This window comes from Citrobacter sp. RHBSTW-00881 (genome assembly GCF_013728515.1).
Lineage (GTDB): Bacteria > Pseudomonadota > Gammaproteobacteria > Enterobacterales > Enterobacteriaceae > Citrobacter > Citrobacter braakii.
This window is the reverse complement of sequence record NZ_CP056269.1, coordinates 4,123,049-4,138,098: the sequence shown is the minus strand read 5'-3', so window position 1 is coordinate 4,138,098 and position 15,050 is coordinate 4,123,049. Positions and strand designations below refer to the sequence as shown.

Genomic DNA, 15,050 nt, shown 5'->3' with positions numbered 1-15,050 from the left:
TTTTTAAGCCGTAGATAAACAGGCTGGGACACTTCACATGAGCGAAAAATACGTCGTCACCTGGGACATGTTGCAGATCCATGCACGTAAACTGGCAAGCCGCCTGATGCCTTCTGAACAATGGAAAGGCATTATTGCCGTTAGCCGTGGTGGTCTGGTGCCGGGCGCATTGCTGGCGCGTGAATTGGGTATTCGTCATGTCGATACCGTATGCATCTCCAGCTACGATCACGACAACCAGCGCGAACTGAAAGTGCTGAAGCGTGCCGAAGGCGACGGTGAAGGTTTCATCGTAATTGATGACCTGGTTGACACCGGTGGTACCGCCGTAGCGATCCGCGAAATGTACCCTAAAGCGCATTTCGTCACTATTTTCGCTAAGCCGGCAGGTCGCCCGCTGGTGAATGATTATGTTGTTGATATCCCTCAGGATACCTGGATTGAGCAGCCGTGGGATATGGGCGTAGTGTTCGTTCCGCCGATCTCGGGTCGCTAATCTAAAAAGTTTTCAACGCCCGCACTGTCGGGCGTTGTTCTTTTTGTGCTGTGTCAGGTTACACTATGCCTTAGTAAGTACTCATGGAGGCTGCAATCATGTCACAGGCTAACCTCAGCGAAGTCCTGTTTAAACCCCGCTTCAAACACCCTGAAACGTCAACGCTGGTTCGTCGTTTTAATCACGGCGCGCAGCCGTCCGTACAATCGACCCTGGATGGCAAAACCATCCCGCACTGGTACCGCATGGTGAACCGCCTGATGTGGATCTGGCGTGGCGTCGATCCGCGCGAAATCCTCGAAGTGCAGGCACGTATCGTCATGAGCGAAGCCGAACGCACCGATAAAGAGCTTTACGACACGGTTATCGGCTATCGCGGCGGAAACTGGATTTACGAGTGGGCGAAGCAGGCGATGGACTGGCAACAGAAAGCCTCTATGGAAGAGGATCCGCAAGTGAGCGGACGCCACTGGCTGCATGCTTCCACGCTCTACAACATCGCTGCTTATCCGCACTTAAAAGGCGATGAGCTGGCAGAGCAGGCGCAGGCTCTGGCCAATCGCGCCTATGAAGAGGCCGCACAGCGTCTGCCGGGCACGCTGCGTGAGATGGAATTTGCCGTTACCGGCGGCGCGCCGATTACCGGCTTCCTGCATATGCCAAAAGGCGACGGTCCGTTCCCGACGGTGCTGATGTGCGGTGGCCTCGATTCCATGCAAACGGATTATTACACTCTGTATGAGCGCTACTTTGCCCCGCGCGGTATTGCCATGCTGACGCTGGATATGCCGTCGGTCGGGTTCTCGTCAAAATGGAAACTGACCCAGGACTCCAGCCTGCTGCATCAGCACGTATTAAAAGCGCTGCCGAATGTTCCGTGGGTGGATCACACCCGTGTGGCGGCCTTCGGCTTCCGTTTTGGCGCCAACGTGGCGGTACGCCTGGCGTATCTGGAATCATCACGTCTGAAGGCGGTGGCCTGTTTAGGGCCGGTGGTTCATGCGCTGCTTAGCGACCCGCAGCGCCAGGCAAGCGTCCCGGAAATGTACCTTGACGTTCTGGCCAGTCGTTTGGGGATGCACGACGCATCCGATGAAGCGTTGCGCGTTGAGCTTAATCGCTATTCATTAAAAGTGCAGGGCCTGCTGGGCCGACGCTGCCCGACGCCAATGCTGTCGGGGTTCTGGAAAAACGATCCGTTTAGCCCGGAAGAGGAGTCGCGTTTAATCACTTCTTCATCTTCTGACGGTAAGCTGCTGGAGATTCCATTCAACCCGGTGTATCGCAATTTTGACAAAGGGCTGCAGGAAATAACCGGTTGGATCAATCAGAGATTGTGTTAAAAGTTTGCTAAATTTTATCGATTTGGTAAAACAGGTGCTTCACCTAAGGAGATCGTAATGACGTTACCGAGTGGGCATCCGAAAAGTAGATTGATCAAGAAATTCACCGCGCTTGGCCCGTACATCCGGGAAGGGCAGTGCGAAGATAATCGGTTTTTTTTCGATTGTCTGGCTGTTTGCGTCAATGTGAAACCCGCCCCAGAGAAACGCGAGTTTTGGGGCTGGTGGATGGAACTGGAGGCGCAGGAAAAACGCTTCACGTACAGCTACCAGTTTGGCTTGTTCGATAAAGACGGGAACTGGACTGCGGTGCCGGTGAAAGAGACTGAAGTGGTAGAGCGACTGGAATACACCTTACGTGAATTTCATGAAAAATTACGTGGGTTGTTAACGTCGCTGAATCTGGCGCTGGAGCCTGCTGACGATTTTAACGATGAACCGGTTAAATTAACGGCATAATGAACAGTAAAATGCCGGATGGCGGCGCAACCCCATCCGGCATTTTTTTATGCTACATCAGAACTGATAAACCATACCGACAGCAACGATATCATCATTGTTGATGCCCAGTTTATTGTCGCTATCGAGCTGGTTGATTTTATAATCGACAAACGCGGACATATTTTTGTTGAAATAGTATGTTGCGCCAACGTCGATATAATTCACCAGATCCTCATTGCCTACGCCTTCAATATCTTTCCCTTTTGACAGCACATAACCCAGTGACGGACGCAGACCAAAGTCAAACTGGTACTGAACTACCGCTTCGAAGTTCTGTGTTTTATTGGCGAAGCCACCGGAAATTGGCGTCATATTGCGCGTTTCAGAATAGAACGTCGCAATATAAATATCGTTAGCATCATATTTTAAACCGGTCGCCCAGGCTTCTGCTTTATCGCCAGTCCCACGCGTTTGCAGATTCTGCTGGTTGGTACGATCGGAGTTGGTATACGCACCGCTCACCGCGAAATCGCTGCCGCCAAAGTCATAGGTAACGGAAGTACCAAAACCGTCGCCGTTTTGTTTTTTCACATCGCGGTCCTGATTTTTCCCCTGGTATTGCAGGGTGAGATCCAGACCATCCACGACGCCGAAGAAGTCGGTGTTACGGTAGGTCGCCAGGCCGCTGGCGCGTTTGGTCATAAAGTTATCGGTCTGTGCGGAGGAGTCGCCGCCGAATTCCGGGAACATATCGGTCCACGCTTCCACGTCGTACAGCGCGCCGAGGTTACGACCGTAATCAAACGAGCCAAGGTTTTTTAATTTCAGACCGGCAAAGGCCAGACGGGTTTTTTGCTGGTTAGAGTCGCTTTCGGCTTTATTGCCGGCGAACTCTGCTTCCCAGCGGCCATATCCCGTCAGTTCATCGTTAATTTGCGTTTCGCCTTTAAAACCTAAACGGATATAGCTCTGGTCGCCGTCTTTGCTGTCATAATCCGTCATGTAATGCATGGCTTTTACTTTGCCGTACAGGTCCAGTTTATTACCGTTCTTGTTATACACTTCCGCTGCCTGTACGGATGCCGACGCAGTAATACCCATCACCACTAATGCCAGAGTGCTCTTTTTCATTTTCATTCCTGATTAAAAGTACGCGCTAATATTCACTGGGTGTGATCCCCGTTAAAAGACAGGAGGGTTTTTAACGTCTGGTAATGAACGTTTTATGACAAAGTAAGAATATTTTTAAAAAAGGATGTTTTTTTGTTTCTGTAATAAATGCGTCAAAATCTGCCGCTACGCTTGCTGATCCTGCGCAATAAAATTTCATGCTTTGTGCGCTGGTTGTTGGCAACCGGGGCCAGTCCTGCTAAAACGTTCGTTTGATATCATTTTCCCCAATTTTGAATGGCAGAGAATCATGAGTGACAGCCAGACGCTGGTGGTAAAACTTGGCACCAGTGTGTTAACGGGCGGATCGCGCCGCCTGAACCGCGCCCACATCGTAGAACTGGTTCGCCAGTGCGCGCAGCTCCATGCCGCAGGGCATCGTATTGTTATCGTTACCTCGGGCGCGATTGCCGCCGGACGTGAGCATCTGGGATACCCTGAGCTCCCGGCAACGATAGCCTCGAAACAGCTGTTGGCGGCGGTAGGGCAGAGCCGATTGATTCAACTGTGGGAACAGTTGTTCTCGATTTACGGTATTCACATCGGACAGATGCTGCTAACGCGTGCGGATATGGAAGACAGAGAGCGCTTCCTTAACGCCCGCGATACGCTACGCGCGCTGCTGGATAACAACATCGTTCCTGTCATTAATGAGAACGACGCCGTAGCGACCGCCGAAATTAAAGTCGGTGATAACGACAACCTTTCTGCGCTGGCGGCGATTCTGGCCGGGGCCGATAAGCTGCTGCTGCTGACCGATCAGCAAGGGCTGTTTACCGCCGATCCGCGCACCAACCCGCAGGCTGAGCTGATCAAAGACGTTCACGGTATTGATGATGCGCTGCGCGCCATTGCCGGTGATAGCGTCTCGGGTCTGGGAACCGGTGGTATGGGGACTAAACTGCAGGCCGCTGATGTTGCATGCCGCGCCGGGATTGACACCATTATTGCTGCAGGCAGCAAGCCGGGCGTAATTGGCGACGTGATGGAAGGCGTTTCCGTTGGGACGCGTTTTCATGCACAGGCCTCTCCGCTGGAGAACCGTAAACGCTGGATCTTCGGCGCACCGCCTGCCGGGGAAATTACCGTTGATGAGGGTGCGACCGCAGCGATTCTGGAGCGTGGCAGTTCATTACTGCCAAAAGGCATTAAAAGCGTGACAGGCAACTTCTCTCGTGGTGAAGTGATCCGCATCTGCAATCTCGAAGGGCGCGATATTGCCCACGGCGTTACCCGCTATAACAGCGATGCGCTGCGCCGTATTGCCGGACATCACTCACAACAGATCGACACCATCCTGGGCTACGAATACGGTCCGGTTGCTGTCCATCGCGACGACATGATTACCCGTTAAGGAACAGGCATATGCTGGAACAAATGGGCATTGCTGCCAAAGCTGCGTCATACAAGCTGGCGCTGCTCTCCAGTCGCGAAAAAAACCGCGTACTGGAAACGATTGCTGATGAGCTGGAAGCGCAAACGGAAAGCATCCTCAGCGCGAACGTACAAGATGTTGAGCAAGCGCGAGCCAACGGCCTGAGCGAAGCGATGCTCGACCGCCTGGCGCTGACTCCGGCGCGTCTGAAAGCGATTGCCGACGATGTGCGTCAGGTATGTAATCTCGCCGACCCGGTCGGGCAGGTGATTGACGGCGGTCTGCTGGATAGCGGCCTGCGTCTCGAACGTCGTCGCGTTCCGCTAGGCGTGATTGGCGTGATTTATGAAGCGCGTCCAAATGTCACCGTTGACGTTGCTTCCCTGTGCCTGAAAACCGGTAATGCGGCGATCCTGCGCGGTGGGAAAGAGACGTACCGGACGAATGCGGCAACCGTGGCGGTTATCCAAAAGGCGCTGGAAGCCTGTGGTTTACCCGCTGCAGCCGTGCAGTCGATAGATAACCCGGACCGCGCGCTGGTCGCTGAAATGCTGCGTATGGATAAGTACATTGATATGCTGATCCCTCGCGGTGGCGCGGGTCTGCATAAGCTGTGCCGTGAGCAGTCGACTATCCCGGTCATCACCGGCGGCATTGGGGTTTGTCATATTTATGTTGATGATAGCGCGGAGATCGACCCGGCGCTGAAGATTATCGTCAACGCCAAAACCCAGCGTCCGAGCACTTGTAACACCGTAGAAACCCTGCTGGTGCATCAGGATATCGCTGCGCGTTTTCTGCCTGCGCTGAGCCAGCAGATGGCACAAAGCGGCGTCACGCTGCATGCCGACGACACCGCGCTGGCCACATTGCAGGCAGGGCCCGCTAACGTGGTTGCGGTGAAAGCCGAAGAGTATGACGACGAGTTTCTGTCGTTGGATCTGAACGTGAAAATCGTTACCGATCTGGACGATGCTATCACCCACATTCGCGAGCATGGGACCCAGCATTCCGATGCCATCCTGACGCGCACCCTGCGTAACGCCGATCGTTTCGTGAATGAAGTGGACTCTTCTGCCGTGTACGTTAACGCCTCTACTCGTTTTACCGATGGCGGCCAGTTCGGACTGGGGGCGGAAGTGGCTGTGAGTACGCAAAAACTGCACGCGCGTGGCCCAATGGGTCTGGAAGCACTGACCACCTATAAGTGGGTTGGCTTCGGTGACGACACGATTCGTGCGTAATTGAAAACGGGCGATGCCATAATAGGCCTATGATTTTAAAGTCTATTAAGGCATTGCCCGGTTAATTCTACCCTTTACCCCGCTACCGTATTTGTTTTCTATCCTGCGTTTTATCATCATCCGCATCAGTCTGTTTTTTACCCATGCGCTCCCTGGCGTTGAAAGACGACGTATCACAGAATTTTCCCTGCCAGCATGAATTTTCTGGGTCTGTAGCTCACGTATTGTTCCCATGGTTCGATCTATTAGAATCAGTCTCATTTTTATGAGGAGTTGTTGCGTGAAATCGGATATTCACAAACATAGCATTCCTGTTGTGCCGCTCGGCAACCCGTTTCCCCCCCGCCATTGTTCACTGTGTCCAAAGGGCGCGGCGATTGATCGTGATAATCAATACCGATTAATAGACAAAAGAAGGAAGTTTAAAGCGGGGGAGATACTCGCCCGGCAGGATGAAGCCGCAGACATGCTTTTTGTGATTCACGAGGGGTACTGCACGTCCAGCGTGGAATGTGGTGATAACGATTTTATCAGTCGCTTTTATTTTCCGGGAGACATCATGGCGCTGGATGCTGTTGAAGGGGGAACGTATCTGACAACGATCAAGGCTGCAACGGCTGCGGAGGTATGTCATATCGATATTGCGCGGTTGTTCAAGGCAGCAGAAAAGGAGCCGTCGGTTGCAGCGGCCGTCATCAAGTTTCTCTGCAGGGACAATGGATTCATTGTTGAAAAACTACGGCGTTATGCCAATAAACATGCTGAGGCCAGAATCGCTGCTTTCCTCGTGGAGTTTTACGAAATGCATTTACGTATTGGCAGGCCTGAAACGACGCTTCGCTTGCCATTCTCGCGGGAGGAAATTGCCAGTTATCTCGATCTTAAAATTGAAACCGTTAGCCGCTCATTAAAATCCCTCGAACATCAAAAGTTGATTAGCTTACATCGGGTCCGTACGGTAACAATTAATAGTTATTTGGGGTTAAAAGGTTTCAGCTAAGGAAGGTGCGAACAAGTCCCTGATATGAGATCATGTTTGTCATCTGGAGCCATGGAACAGGGTTCATCATGAGTCATCAACTTACCTTCGCCGACAGTGAATTCAGCAGTAAGCGCCGTCAGACCAGAAAAGAGATTTTCTTGTCCCGTATGGAGCAGATTCTGCCATGGCAAAACATGGTGGAAGTCATCGAGCCGTTTTACCCCAAGGCTGGTAATGGCCGGCGACCTTATCCGCTGGAAACCATGCTACGCATTCACTGCATGCAGCATTGGTACAACCTGAGCGATGGCGCGATGGAAGATGCTCTGTACGAAATCGCCTCCATGCGTCGGTTTGCCCGGTTATCCCTGGATAGCGCCTTGCCTGACCGCACCACCATCATGAATTTCCGCCACCTGCTGGAGCAGCATCAACTGGCCCGCCAATTGTTCAAGACCATCAATCGCTGGCTGGCCGAAGCAGGCGTCATGATGACTCAAGGCACCTTGGTCGATGCCACCATCATTGAGGCACCCAGCTCGACCAAGAACAAAGAGCAGCAACGCGATCCGGAGATGCATCAGACCAAGAAAGGCAATCAGTGGCACTTTGGCATGAAGGCCCACATTGGTGTCGATGCCAAGAGTGGCCTGACCCACAGCCTAGTCACCACCGCGGCCAACGAGCATGACCTCAATCAGCTGGGTAATCTGCTGCATGGAGAGGAGCAATTTGTCTCAGCCGATGCCGGCTACCAAGGGGCGCCACAGCGCGAGGAGCTGGCCGAGGTGGATGTGGACTGGCTGATCGCCGAGCGCCCCGGCAAGGTAAGAACCTTGAAACAGCATCCACGCAAGAACAAAACGGCCATCAACATCGAATACATGAAAGCCAGCATCCGTGCCAGGGTGGAGCACCCATTTCGCATCATCAAGCGACAGTTCGGCTTCGTGAAAGCCAGATACAAGGGGTTGCTGAAAAACGATAACCAACTGGCGATGTTATTCACGCTGGCCAACCTGTTTCGGGCGGACCAAATGATACGTCAGTGGGAGAGATCTCACTAAAAACTGGGGATAACGCCTTAAATGGCGAAGAAACGGTCTAAATAGGCTGATTCAAGGCATTTACGGGAGAAAAAATCGGCTCAAACATGAAGAAATGAAATGACTGAGTCAGCCGAGAAGAATTTCCCCGCTTATTCGCACCTTCCCTAACCCTATCTTTGCCGTGCGTTATTTATCTCTTGATATTCCAGGAATATTCATTTTATATGGAAAATTCCTGGTTTTATTTATGTGGAATAGTTATCAATTCGAATGATAATCCTACAGGTCAGCGCTGTTTTTATAAGAATATTCCCCCTTAAATAAATATTCCATGAGAATTTTCTTGTGAAGTTAAAAAATTAGCATAATTGCAACAAATAATAAGCATTATAGAGGGAGTATGTGGATGTTAATTATCTTTATGTTTTTTAAGGGTTTTACTTCTGGGCTATTTGTATGATCTTTTTGATATTTATCAAAAACATAAAAAAGATGAATTGTTTGGTTTTTATTGTTCGTGTGGATAATAATTCTAAAAATGTACGTATTTTAAGTAATTATATCTTAGGAAACTTCTTAGATAATGTTTTTTATAGGAAAATTCTTAGTTTTTTGTAATTTTTACGTTTCAGGGTTTGTTGAGATGTTACTTAATCCAAATGATAATTTTTTGGCGCGGCAATTCTGGCTCGCAATTAATGGAACCGCTGGAGTGACTTAATAATAAGACTCGGTGGTGAGTTTGTTCTTAGGAGAAGATAAAATGAAAAAAATATTATTAGTAACATCTCTGGCTTCTGTATTTGTTGCAGCAAATGCAATGGCAGATGTTACTGCTTCTGCAACAGCCTCGTGGGACGCGACGGCAACGAAAGATACCACCAGCATGTTGGTTGTCACCCCGCTGAACTCTTTAACTTTCCAGTATGCTGAAGGGCTGAATGCCTTCAACTCTCAGGACGGTGCTTTTGATGTGACGATTCAGGGTCAGGAGACGGCAACTGATTTTGAACTGACTGCTCAGATTATTAGTAACACTCTGATCAACGCCAGTGGTGATGCTTCTACCCTGAACGTAGGGGTGGCATGGAATGGCACTGCGCTGACTAATTCATCAGATACTGTCCTTGTTAACTCCAGCTCCACTTCTGGTCTTGAAAGCTTGATGGCTGATGGCGCTTATAACGGTGCCGATCGTGTCAGCGATCAATCCAACTTCAAATTCACCATCGCGTCAGCGACTTCTGATGGTAGTCAGACAGTAGCAGATTACTCTGCACTGCCAGACGGCTATTGGACTGGCGATGTAAAAGTACAGTTCAATGCAACCTGGACGACTCCGTCTGCCTAAGTAATAAAAAATTCGGGAGAATTTGTTCTCCCGAATTTATCAGGAATGGTGTCATGAAAAAATATTTACCGGCAGCGATGTTGGTAGGGTTAGTAGCATCTTTTCCCGGATGGGCAATTAATGTTGGTGAAATCACATCGATCATGACTTCTGCTGAGAGTTCATTATCGAAAGAAATTATCAATACGACAGATGCGGCGCGTTATGTCAGTGTTTCGGTAAAACAATTGTCATCACCTTTGGCGGGGGGAATCGAAATAAAGCCCGTTAATTCCGGAGAATTACTCTCTACACCTGCCAATCTTATTCTTCCTGGCCAGGCGAAGGATGTATTTCGTTTCTTTTATAAAGGACCTGCAGATGATGTCGAGCGTTATTATCGTCTGCAATGGATAGATGAGCCGATCACCGAGAGCGCGGAAACCCGGGCGAATAAAATGGCTGTTGCAACAGCGTCGGCTGAAATTGGCACTATTTTGGTAGTCGCGCCGCGCAAGGAGCGTTTTGAATATAGCCGAAATGGTGATGTTATTACCAATACCGGCAATGTTTCGTTTCGTGTGATCGCCTATGGGGCTTGTAAAGATAAGGCTCGCGATCGGGGACGAGGCTGTCGCGAACGTTATTACATTATGCCGGGTACAAAAATAAAATTACAGTTTACCGACATTAGTAATAGCCGTTCACGCATCGGTATCTGGCACGGTAAGCAGTTTATTACAGTGAAGTGATGGTCAATAGCAGGGATAAATAAAATTACCGGAATGTAGGATGCAGATGACAACAACAAATATTGTCGGCGGTAGCATTTGTCTTTTTCTTACGCTGACACCAGGATTTTCACATGCAGCCCCAGTAAAAGTGGGTAATTACGTTATCCCCAGCGCTTTCGCCCGTTCACTGGAACAGGGAATGACGGTGCCGGTATATATTCGTTACAACGAGACTGATGAGAAAAGTCAGCAAAAAGTTGCCGATGCGGTGATTTCCCTTATTGATGGCAATATTACAGTTAAAGCCCTGACTCTTGCTGAATTGCCCAATAATGCCGTGTTATCTGGAAAAACCCGCGCGTTGGTGGAAAAAATTCGTGATGTGAAGTTTCACGATAACACCAACATTGAGCTATCGAATGATGCACGTCTGCAACTCAACGTCTCCTCATTTCACCTGGAGATGATTGTCAGCAAAGATGCGTTAACTGAAGCGATTGTCGCACGCAGCAGCCTGCTTGGACCTTCCAGCGTGGAGACTCTCTCTAACGTCCTGAACTATAACTTTGGCACCTACTACAACGATTATCATAACGGCAGCAGTACCCGCAGCTATCTGACGATGGACAATACAACATCGCTGCGTGAACACCATGTCAACATTAACGGTTCGTTTTACGGCATAGGCGACAGCAACAGCACCAGTAAACTCTATCGCGCGATGTATGAGCGTGATTATGACGGATATCGACTGGCGCTCGGGATGCTCGACACCTGGAATGTCCAGTCTATTGCCAGCCTGAATGCGCTGAATGGTGGGAAAATTTACGGCGTAAGCTACGGAAACAAAGGAAGTACGGTTGTTGAGAATACCTCGCTTTCGCTCACGCCAATTACCGTATTTTTGCCAGCCGCTGGCGAGATTCATGTATTTCGTGACGGGCGTTTGCTCAGCGTACAGAACTTTAATATGGGCAGTTATGAAATTGATACCAGTCGTTTTCCGTATGGTGTTTATGATGTCACGGTAGATATCGTGGTCAATGGCCGGACAATTAATAGTCGTATCAGTCGGGTTAATAAAATCTTTGCCCGCCAACAGGCAGCCGGAATTGATCAGCTCTCATGGCAACTGTTTGGTGGCTCACTGGATTATGACCGTGTGAGTTATAAGCGAAACCACTATCAGGATTTAGGCAATGAGCAGACCTGGATTGCCGGCGGTGCCGCATCGGTGACGCTGGCAATATTGTCGGGGCTGGGCCTGAAATCTACGCTCTACGGTTTTGGCAACAATACGGTTAATGAAACGGATGTCACACTCAATGTGAATGAATACGTAAGCATTGGCAATCAGACGCTGGTAGCGAACGATTCGTCATGGCGAAACATCAGTAATATCAATCTCAATATCCCCGAGGGATATGGTTCCCTTTGGGCATCTCGTGAAGACAGTAAAATTGGCGACCGTCTGCCCATGCAGGAGCGTGACAATTATTCCATTGGTGGCACTCTTAACCTCGGGAAGTTTATTCCTCACGGCGGCTCGCTTACCGTGAGCCAGACGGAGAATCGCTACTCGGGAAATAAATACCGTAACCTGGACTACAGCACGAACCTTTATTCAGGCAAGTATGCCACGGTTGGGTTGCGCGCAGGTATTCAGCGTTATTACTACAACAACCGGAATGACGATGGGCGACAGGAACGTTATGTCAGCCTGGATTTATCGTTGCCGTTGGCGTCCTGGATGAGCATGGGCGTCTCCCGGGATCGCTATGGCAGCACTCAGGGTAATCTCAGCGCGCGCAAGCAGTATGCTGAAGGCCCCATTAAATCGGTCGGATTGTCGGCTTCGACACGCCTGAGTGGCGAGCAGTATTACGACAATAATTACTCTGTAAACGGCAATCTGAGTTATGACACGAAATATAACGCCGGCACCGTATCGGTAACGCGTTCTGCGGACAACTCCACCAATATGAACTTCTCTTCTCAAGGTTCCCTGGCGTGGGCAGGAAAAGATTTCGGTCTGAGTAAAGAGAGGCAAAGGTCAGGCATTATTGTGAAAACCGATTTGACCGGCGAAGGGAAACTGGCTGCGAAGATTAATAACCGAAATTATCTTCTCAGCGGTAAATCAAATTTCATTGCACTGCCGCCTTATGCTCAGTACAAGCTGGAGATCCTCAATGATAAAAACTCTGAAGACAGCTTTGATATTGTTTCAGGGCGCAAACAGGAACTGACGCTATATCCGGGTAACGTGGGTGTTATCAACCCTGAAGTGAAAAGTATGGTCACCGTATTCGGGCGTATTCGTTATCCCGATGGGCAGTTAGCTGCAAACACCGATATTCATAATCACATCGGTAAAACGCGTACGGATGAAAAAGGGGAGTTTGCTATCGATATCGATAAGAAGTATCCAGTCATCACGTTAATTTCAGCCAATGGCAGCCTATGCGAAGCCGATCTCGATTTGGAAAAAGCACGCGGCGCAGCGTGGGTTGGTGATGTGAAATGTGCCACGCAAACCACGATGGCGCAGAGGTAATAAAATGAAAGTATTAATTAAAGTAGCTACTGTAATCTGTGCCGTGGGGAGTTTCACGCCTGCGCCTGCTTTGGCTTTAAATGCAGTATCTTCCGGCTCAGTCAGTAATAACTATTTGTTTATTGAAAATGCCATTGATAGTGAATACTTTATCACCCCCTCCGCACTCGATCCGCGTTTCAGCGGGTCAAACACGTGGATAAAATACGGTACCTCTCAGGTGAGTCTCGGGTATTTAGGTTTTGTCATCTGGACTGCGCCAGGAAATTATTATCAGGACATGTGGATTGATAATTCCCCGATTAACGGGCCTTTTCGGGGGATCCGTTGTTATAGCGGCAGCCAGTGTCCATCAACTGGATTTATTGCCGGGCAAGGCACGGATAAAAACGGTTTTTATCATGCGCAGGTGGGATCTGTCGCAGGTGTTATTGGTGGCGCCTACGGATTCGCTTCCCTGACGGATACTGCCTATGAGTACTTTCGCAATGTGCCTACCGGTAGCAGCGAAACCTATGTGTTCAACCGTTGTTATACTTCCGTAGATTATGATTATTCTTCCGGGCAACGTTGCAAAGATCAATCGAAAGGATTATGGAATTACGTCAATTATACGTTAACCAAACGTGGTCATCTGTCACTGGTATCGACTAATGCATTTCAGGAACTTTGGGTTGCCAGCGACGGTACGCCGAGCATCACCAAAGACTCTGGTTATTGCGAGCTTGGCGTGGTAGGCAGCGAAGACGGCGTGATTTGCAAAATGGTAAATTATAACCTGCAACAAACCGCCAATCTGACCGCCTCTCTGACGTTTCGCGCTTATGTCGACACGGCGATGCTTGGTTTTACGCCTGGACCGGCCACCGTGAAATACTCCGGGAATGGTTCAAACTGGTATAACTATGGTACTTCAACTGCTTATTACAACGTTTTCACGACCTCTGGAGAGTACATATATATTTTTCTGTCAAAGGTATTCCTGAAAAAACTCGTCGATTCAGGAATCAGCATTACTAACACTCAACCGTTTACCTTCGGTTTTTATAATGGCTTAACACCTGAGTCAGGGCACTACCAGTTTACGCCTTCGCTACAGATCAATATTGTGCCGAAGGAGTATGGGATCAGTATCGTCTCTTCAGACAACACCGCTTCTGCGAGCGGCAGTGGCACGATTGGCGACGCCGCTCCTATAGAAATAGATTACACCGTGACAGTCTCCGGTCCTCGTCAGGCTGATAGCATTACCGCGCAAGTTATCGGAGAAAGTACGACGATAAACAGTGTGCCTTACTGTCTGTTTACCTCCCCTCAAGGCGGGCTGTCAGTCCCAATCCCCGCTTTTCTGCAGTACAACAGTCAGTCGGGGGGCGTGGTGAAGAAACGAAATAGCTGTAGTGAAGCAGCAATCAATATGAGCGATGCGCAGTGGCAACAGACGCCCTGGGACGCAAATAACAATGATGATGGAAGCTATTATGCTACTGATTTGAAACTGCTTTTCCCAATGAATGATTCACGGTCGATGTTAACTGTTTCCGGAACAGATTGGGAAGGTGTTGTCAGTGCCAGTGGAGAGATAAAAGTCACGGCGAATTGGGTGGGAGTGACGCCATGAACCGCTGCCGTTTGGTGTTTAGATGGGTATTTATCTTACTTTCCGGGTTGACTATATTCTCCGCACAGGCTGTCTACCTGGAGTCGACCATTTATGAGATGCCATCGGATAAATCATTTATCAGCAAACGGATCTATAACGATAGCCAGAAACAGAATTTGTACAGTATTGGCGCAGTAAAAATTGATAAGCCCGGACCGGGAGGTGAAAACAGAAGTGCCATTGCTGAAGGCGAACTTCTGTTTACGCCGCTGAATTTTTCACTGGCTCCGCAGGCGAGTGAGTTTTTTAAGATTTTCTACCGTGGACCGCAGGATGATAAAGAACGCTATTACCGAATTCTGTTTCGTGAAATGCCGATAACGCTGTTTACCGAGCGTAATCAAGGGAAAGGAGGGCAGGCTCTCCCGGTGATCGCTATGGACACCATATTGGTTGTTCGCCCGAGAAAAATGAATCTGGCCTACACCATTGATGAGGCAAACGGAACACTGAAAAACACCGGGAATACTTTTTTTAAAATCATCGTACACCTGGGGTGCAACTCAACCGATGATGAAGCCACCATGCGTTATGTGTTGCCGGGTGAAACCTGGCGTAGTAGCGAATTGAAATCAAAAAACCGGAAATTTATCGTTGCATTGCAGAAATACATACCAGTAGGTCAGGGGTGCTTCAAACTCAATCAATAGTAAACATTAATTCTGA

General features: G+C 49.3%; 13 protein-coding genes. 12 read left to right on the top strand and 1 reads right to left on the bottom strand.

Annotated elements, in window-relative coordinates:
* The first annotated feature begins 37 nt into the window (after positions 1–37).
* The 3 genes from gpt (at position 38) to crl (ending at position 2,298) form a co-directional block, all read left to right on the top strand.
* The gene (gpt, locus tag HV311_RS20025; RefSeq protein ID WP_003031380.1) at positions 38–496 is read left to right on the top strand and encodes a xanthine phosphoribosyltransferase; all 459 of its coding nucleotides are present in this window, start codon (positions 38–40) and stop codon (positions 494–496) included.
* Positions 497–594: 98 nt separating this feature from the next.
* Entirely contained in the window at positions 595–1,839 is a 1,245-nt protein-coding gene (frsA, locus tag HV311_RS20020) for an esterase FrsA (RefSeq protein ID WP_016155767.1), read from the top strand.
* A gap of 57 nt (positions 1,840–1,896) precedes the next feature.
* A complete protein-coding gene (gene crl / locus HV311_RS20015; RefSeq protein WP_016151866.1) occupies positions 1,897–2,298 on the top strand; it encodes a sigma factor-binding protein Crl in 402 nt (133 codons plus the stop codon).
* A 57-nt stretch (positions 2,299–2,355) separates the two neighbouring features.
* On the opposite strand, the gene phoE is transcribed toward crl, so the two are convergent.
* Complete coding sequence (gene phoE, locus HV311_RS20010; RefSeq protein ID WP_016151867.1) at positions 2,356–3,411, bottom strand: phosphoporin PhoE; 1,056 nt, start codon at positions 3,409–3,411, stop codon at positions 2,356–2,358.
* Between the two features lie 289 nt (positions 3,412–3,700).
* On the opposite strand from phoE, the gene proB reads away from it, so the two are divergent.
* The 9 genes from proB (at position 3,701) to HV311_RS19965 (ending at position 15,034) form a co-directional block, all read left to right on the top strand.
* Positions 3,701–4,804 carry a glutamate 5-kinase gene (gene proB / locus HV311_RS20005; RefSeq protein WP_003031373.1) on the top strand — a complete coding sequence of 368 codons (1,104 nt, stop codon included), beginning with the start codon at positions 3,701–3,703 and terminating at the stop codon, positions 4,802–4,804.
* Between the two features lie 11 nt (positions 4,805–4,815).
* Positions 4,816–6,069, top strand: a complete 1,254-nt coding sequence (gene proA / locus HV311_RS20000) for a glutamate-5-semialdehyde dehydrogenase (protein WP_016151868.1) — start codon at positions 4,816–4,818, stop codon at positions 6,067–6,069.
* Positions 6,070–6,349: 280 nt separating this feature from the next.
* A complete protein-coding gene (locus HV311_RS19995) occupies positions 6,350–7,069 on the top strand; it encodes a Crp/Fnr family transcriptional regulator (RefSeq protein WP_191220392.1) in 720 nt (239 codons plus the stop codon).
* A 68-nt stretch (positions 7,070–7,137) separates the two neighbouring features.
* Positions 7,138–8,118, top strand: a complete 981-nt coding sequence (locus HV311_RS19990; RefSeq protein WP_064349473.1) for an IS5-like element IS5 family transposase — start codon at positions 7,138–7,140, stop codon at positions 8,116–8,118.
* 745 nt (positions 8,119–8,863) lie between these two features.
* Positions 8,864–9,451, top strand: coding sequence for a common pilus major fimbrillin subunit EcpA (gene ecpA / locus HV311_RS19985; protein WP_046276283.1), 588 nt, complete (start codon positions 8,864–8,866; stop codon positions 9,449–9,451).
* A gap of 53 nt (positions 9,452–9,504) precedes the next feature.
* Positions 9,505–10,182 (top strand): hypothetical protein, encoded by a 678-nt coding sequence (locus tag HV311_RS19980; RefSeq protein ID WP_191220391.1) that lies wholly within the window; start codon positions 9,505–9,507, stop codon positions 10,180–10,182.
* Between the two features lie 46 nt (positions 10,183–10,228).
* Entirely contained in the window at positions 10,229–12,721 is a 2,493-nt protein-coding gene (locus HV311_RS19975; protein WP_191221211.1) for a CS1-pili formation C-terminal domain-containing protein, read from the top strand.
* A 4-nt stretch (positions 12,722–12,725) separates the two neighbouring features.
* Positions 12,726–14,342 carry a hypothetical protein gene (locus HV311_RS19970; RefSeq protein WP_049281648.1) on the top strand — a complete coding sequence of 539 codons (1,617 nt, stop codon included), beginning with the start codon at positions 12,726–12,728 and terminating at the stop codon, positions 14,340–14,342.
* On the top strand, positions 14,339–15,034 hold the full coding sequence (locus HV311_RS19965; RefSeq protein WP_047417050.1) for a fimbria/pilus periplasmic chaperone: 696 nt from the start codon (positions 14,339–14,341) through the stop codon (positions 15,032–15,034). Before HV311_RS19970 ends, HV311_RS19965 begins: the two co-directional genes overlap by 4 nt.
* Positions 15,035–15,050: the final 16 nt, after the last annotated feature.

Excerpts from the sequence above, each read along its gene's own strand:
- gpt (WP_003031380.1), top strand. The coding sequence starts at position 38 with ATGAGCGAAAAATACGTCGTCACCTGGGACATGTTGCAGATCCATGCA.
- frsA (WP_016155767.1), top strand. The coding sequence starts at position 595 with ATGTCACAGGCTAACCTCAGCGAAGTCCTGTTTAAACCCCGCTTCAAA.
- crl (WP_016151866.1), top strand. The coding sequence starts at position 1,897 with ATGACGTTACCGAGTGGGCATCCGAAAAGTAGATTGATCAAGAAATTC.
- phoE (WP_016151867.1), bottom strand. The coding sequence starts at position 3,411 with ATGAAAAAGAGCACTCTGGCATTAGTGGTGATGGGTATTACTGCGTCG.
- proB (WP_003031373.1), top strand. The coding sequence starts at position 3,701 with ATGAGTGACAGCCAGACGCTGGTGGTAAAACTTGGCACCAGTGTGTTA.
- proA (WP_016151868.1), top strand. The coding sequence starts at position 4,816 with ATGCTGGAACAAATGGGCATTGCTGCCAAAGCTGCGTCATACAAGCTG.
- HV311_RS19990 (WP_064349473.1), top strand. The coding sequence starts at position 7,138 with ATGAGTCATCAACTTACCTTCGCCGACAGTGAATTCAGCAGTAAGCGC.
- ecpA (WP_046276283.1), top strand. The coding sequence starts at position 8,864 with ATGAAAAAAATATTATTAGTAACATCTCTGGCTTCTGTATTTGTTGCA.
- HV311_RS19980 (WP_191220391.1), top strand. The coding sequence starts at position 9,505 with ATGAAAAAATATTTACCGGCAGCGATGTTGGTAGGGTTAGTAGCATCT.
- HV311_RS19975 (WP_191221211.1), top strand. The coding sequence starts at position 10,229 with ATGACAACAACAAATATTGTCGGCGGTAGCATTTGTCTTTTTCTTACG.
- HV311_RS19970 (WP_049281648.1), top strand. The coding sequence starts at position 12,726 with ATGAAAGTATTAATTAAAGTAGCTACTGTAATCTGTGCCGTGGGGAGT.
- HV311_RS19965 (WP_047417050.1), top strand. The coding sequence starts at position 14,339 with ATGAACCGCTGCCGTTTGGTGTTTAGATGGGTATTTATCTTACTTTCC.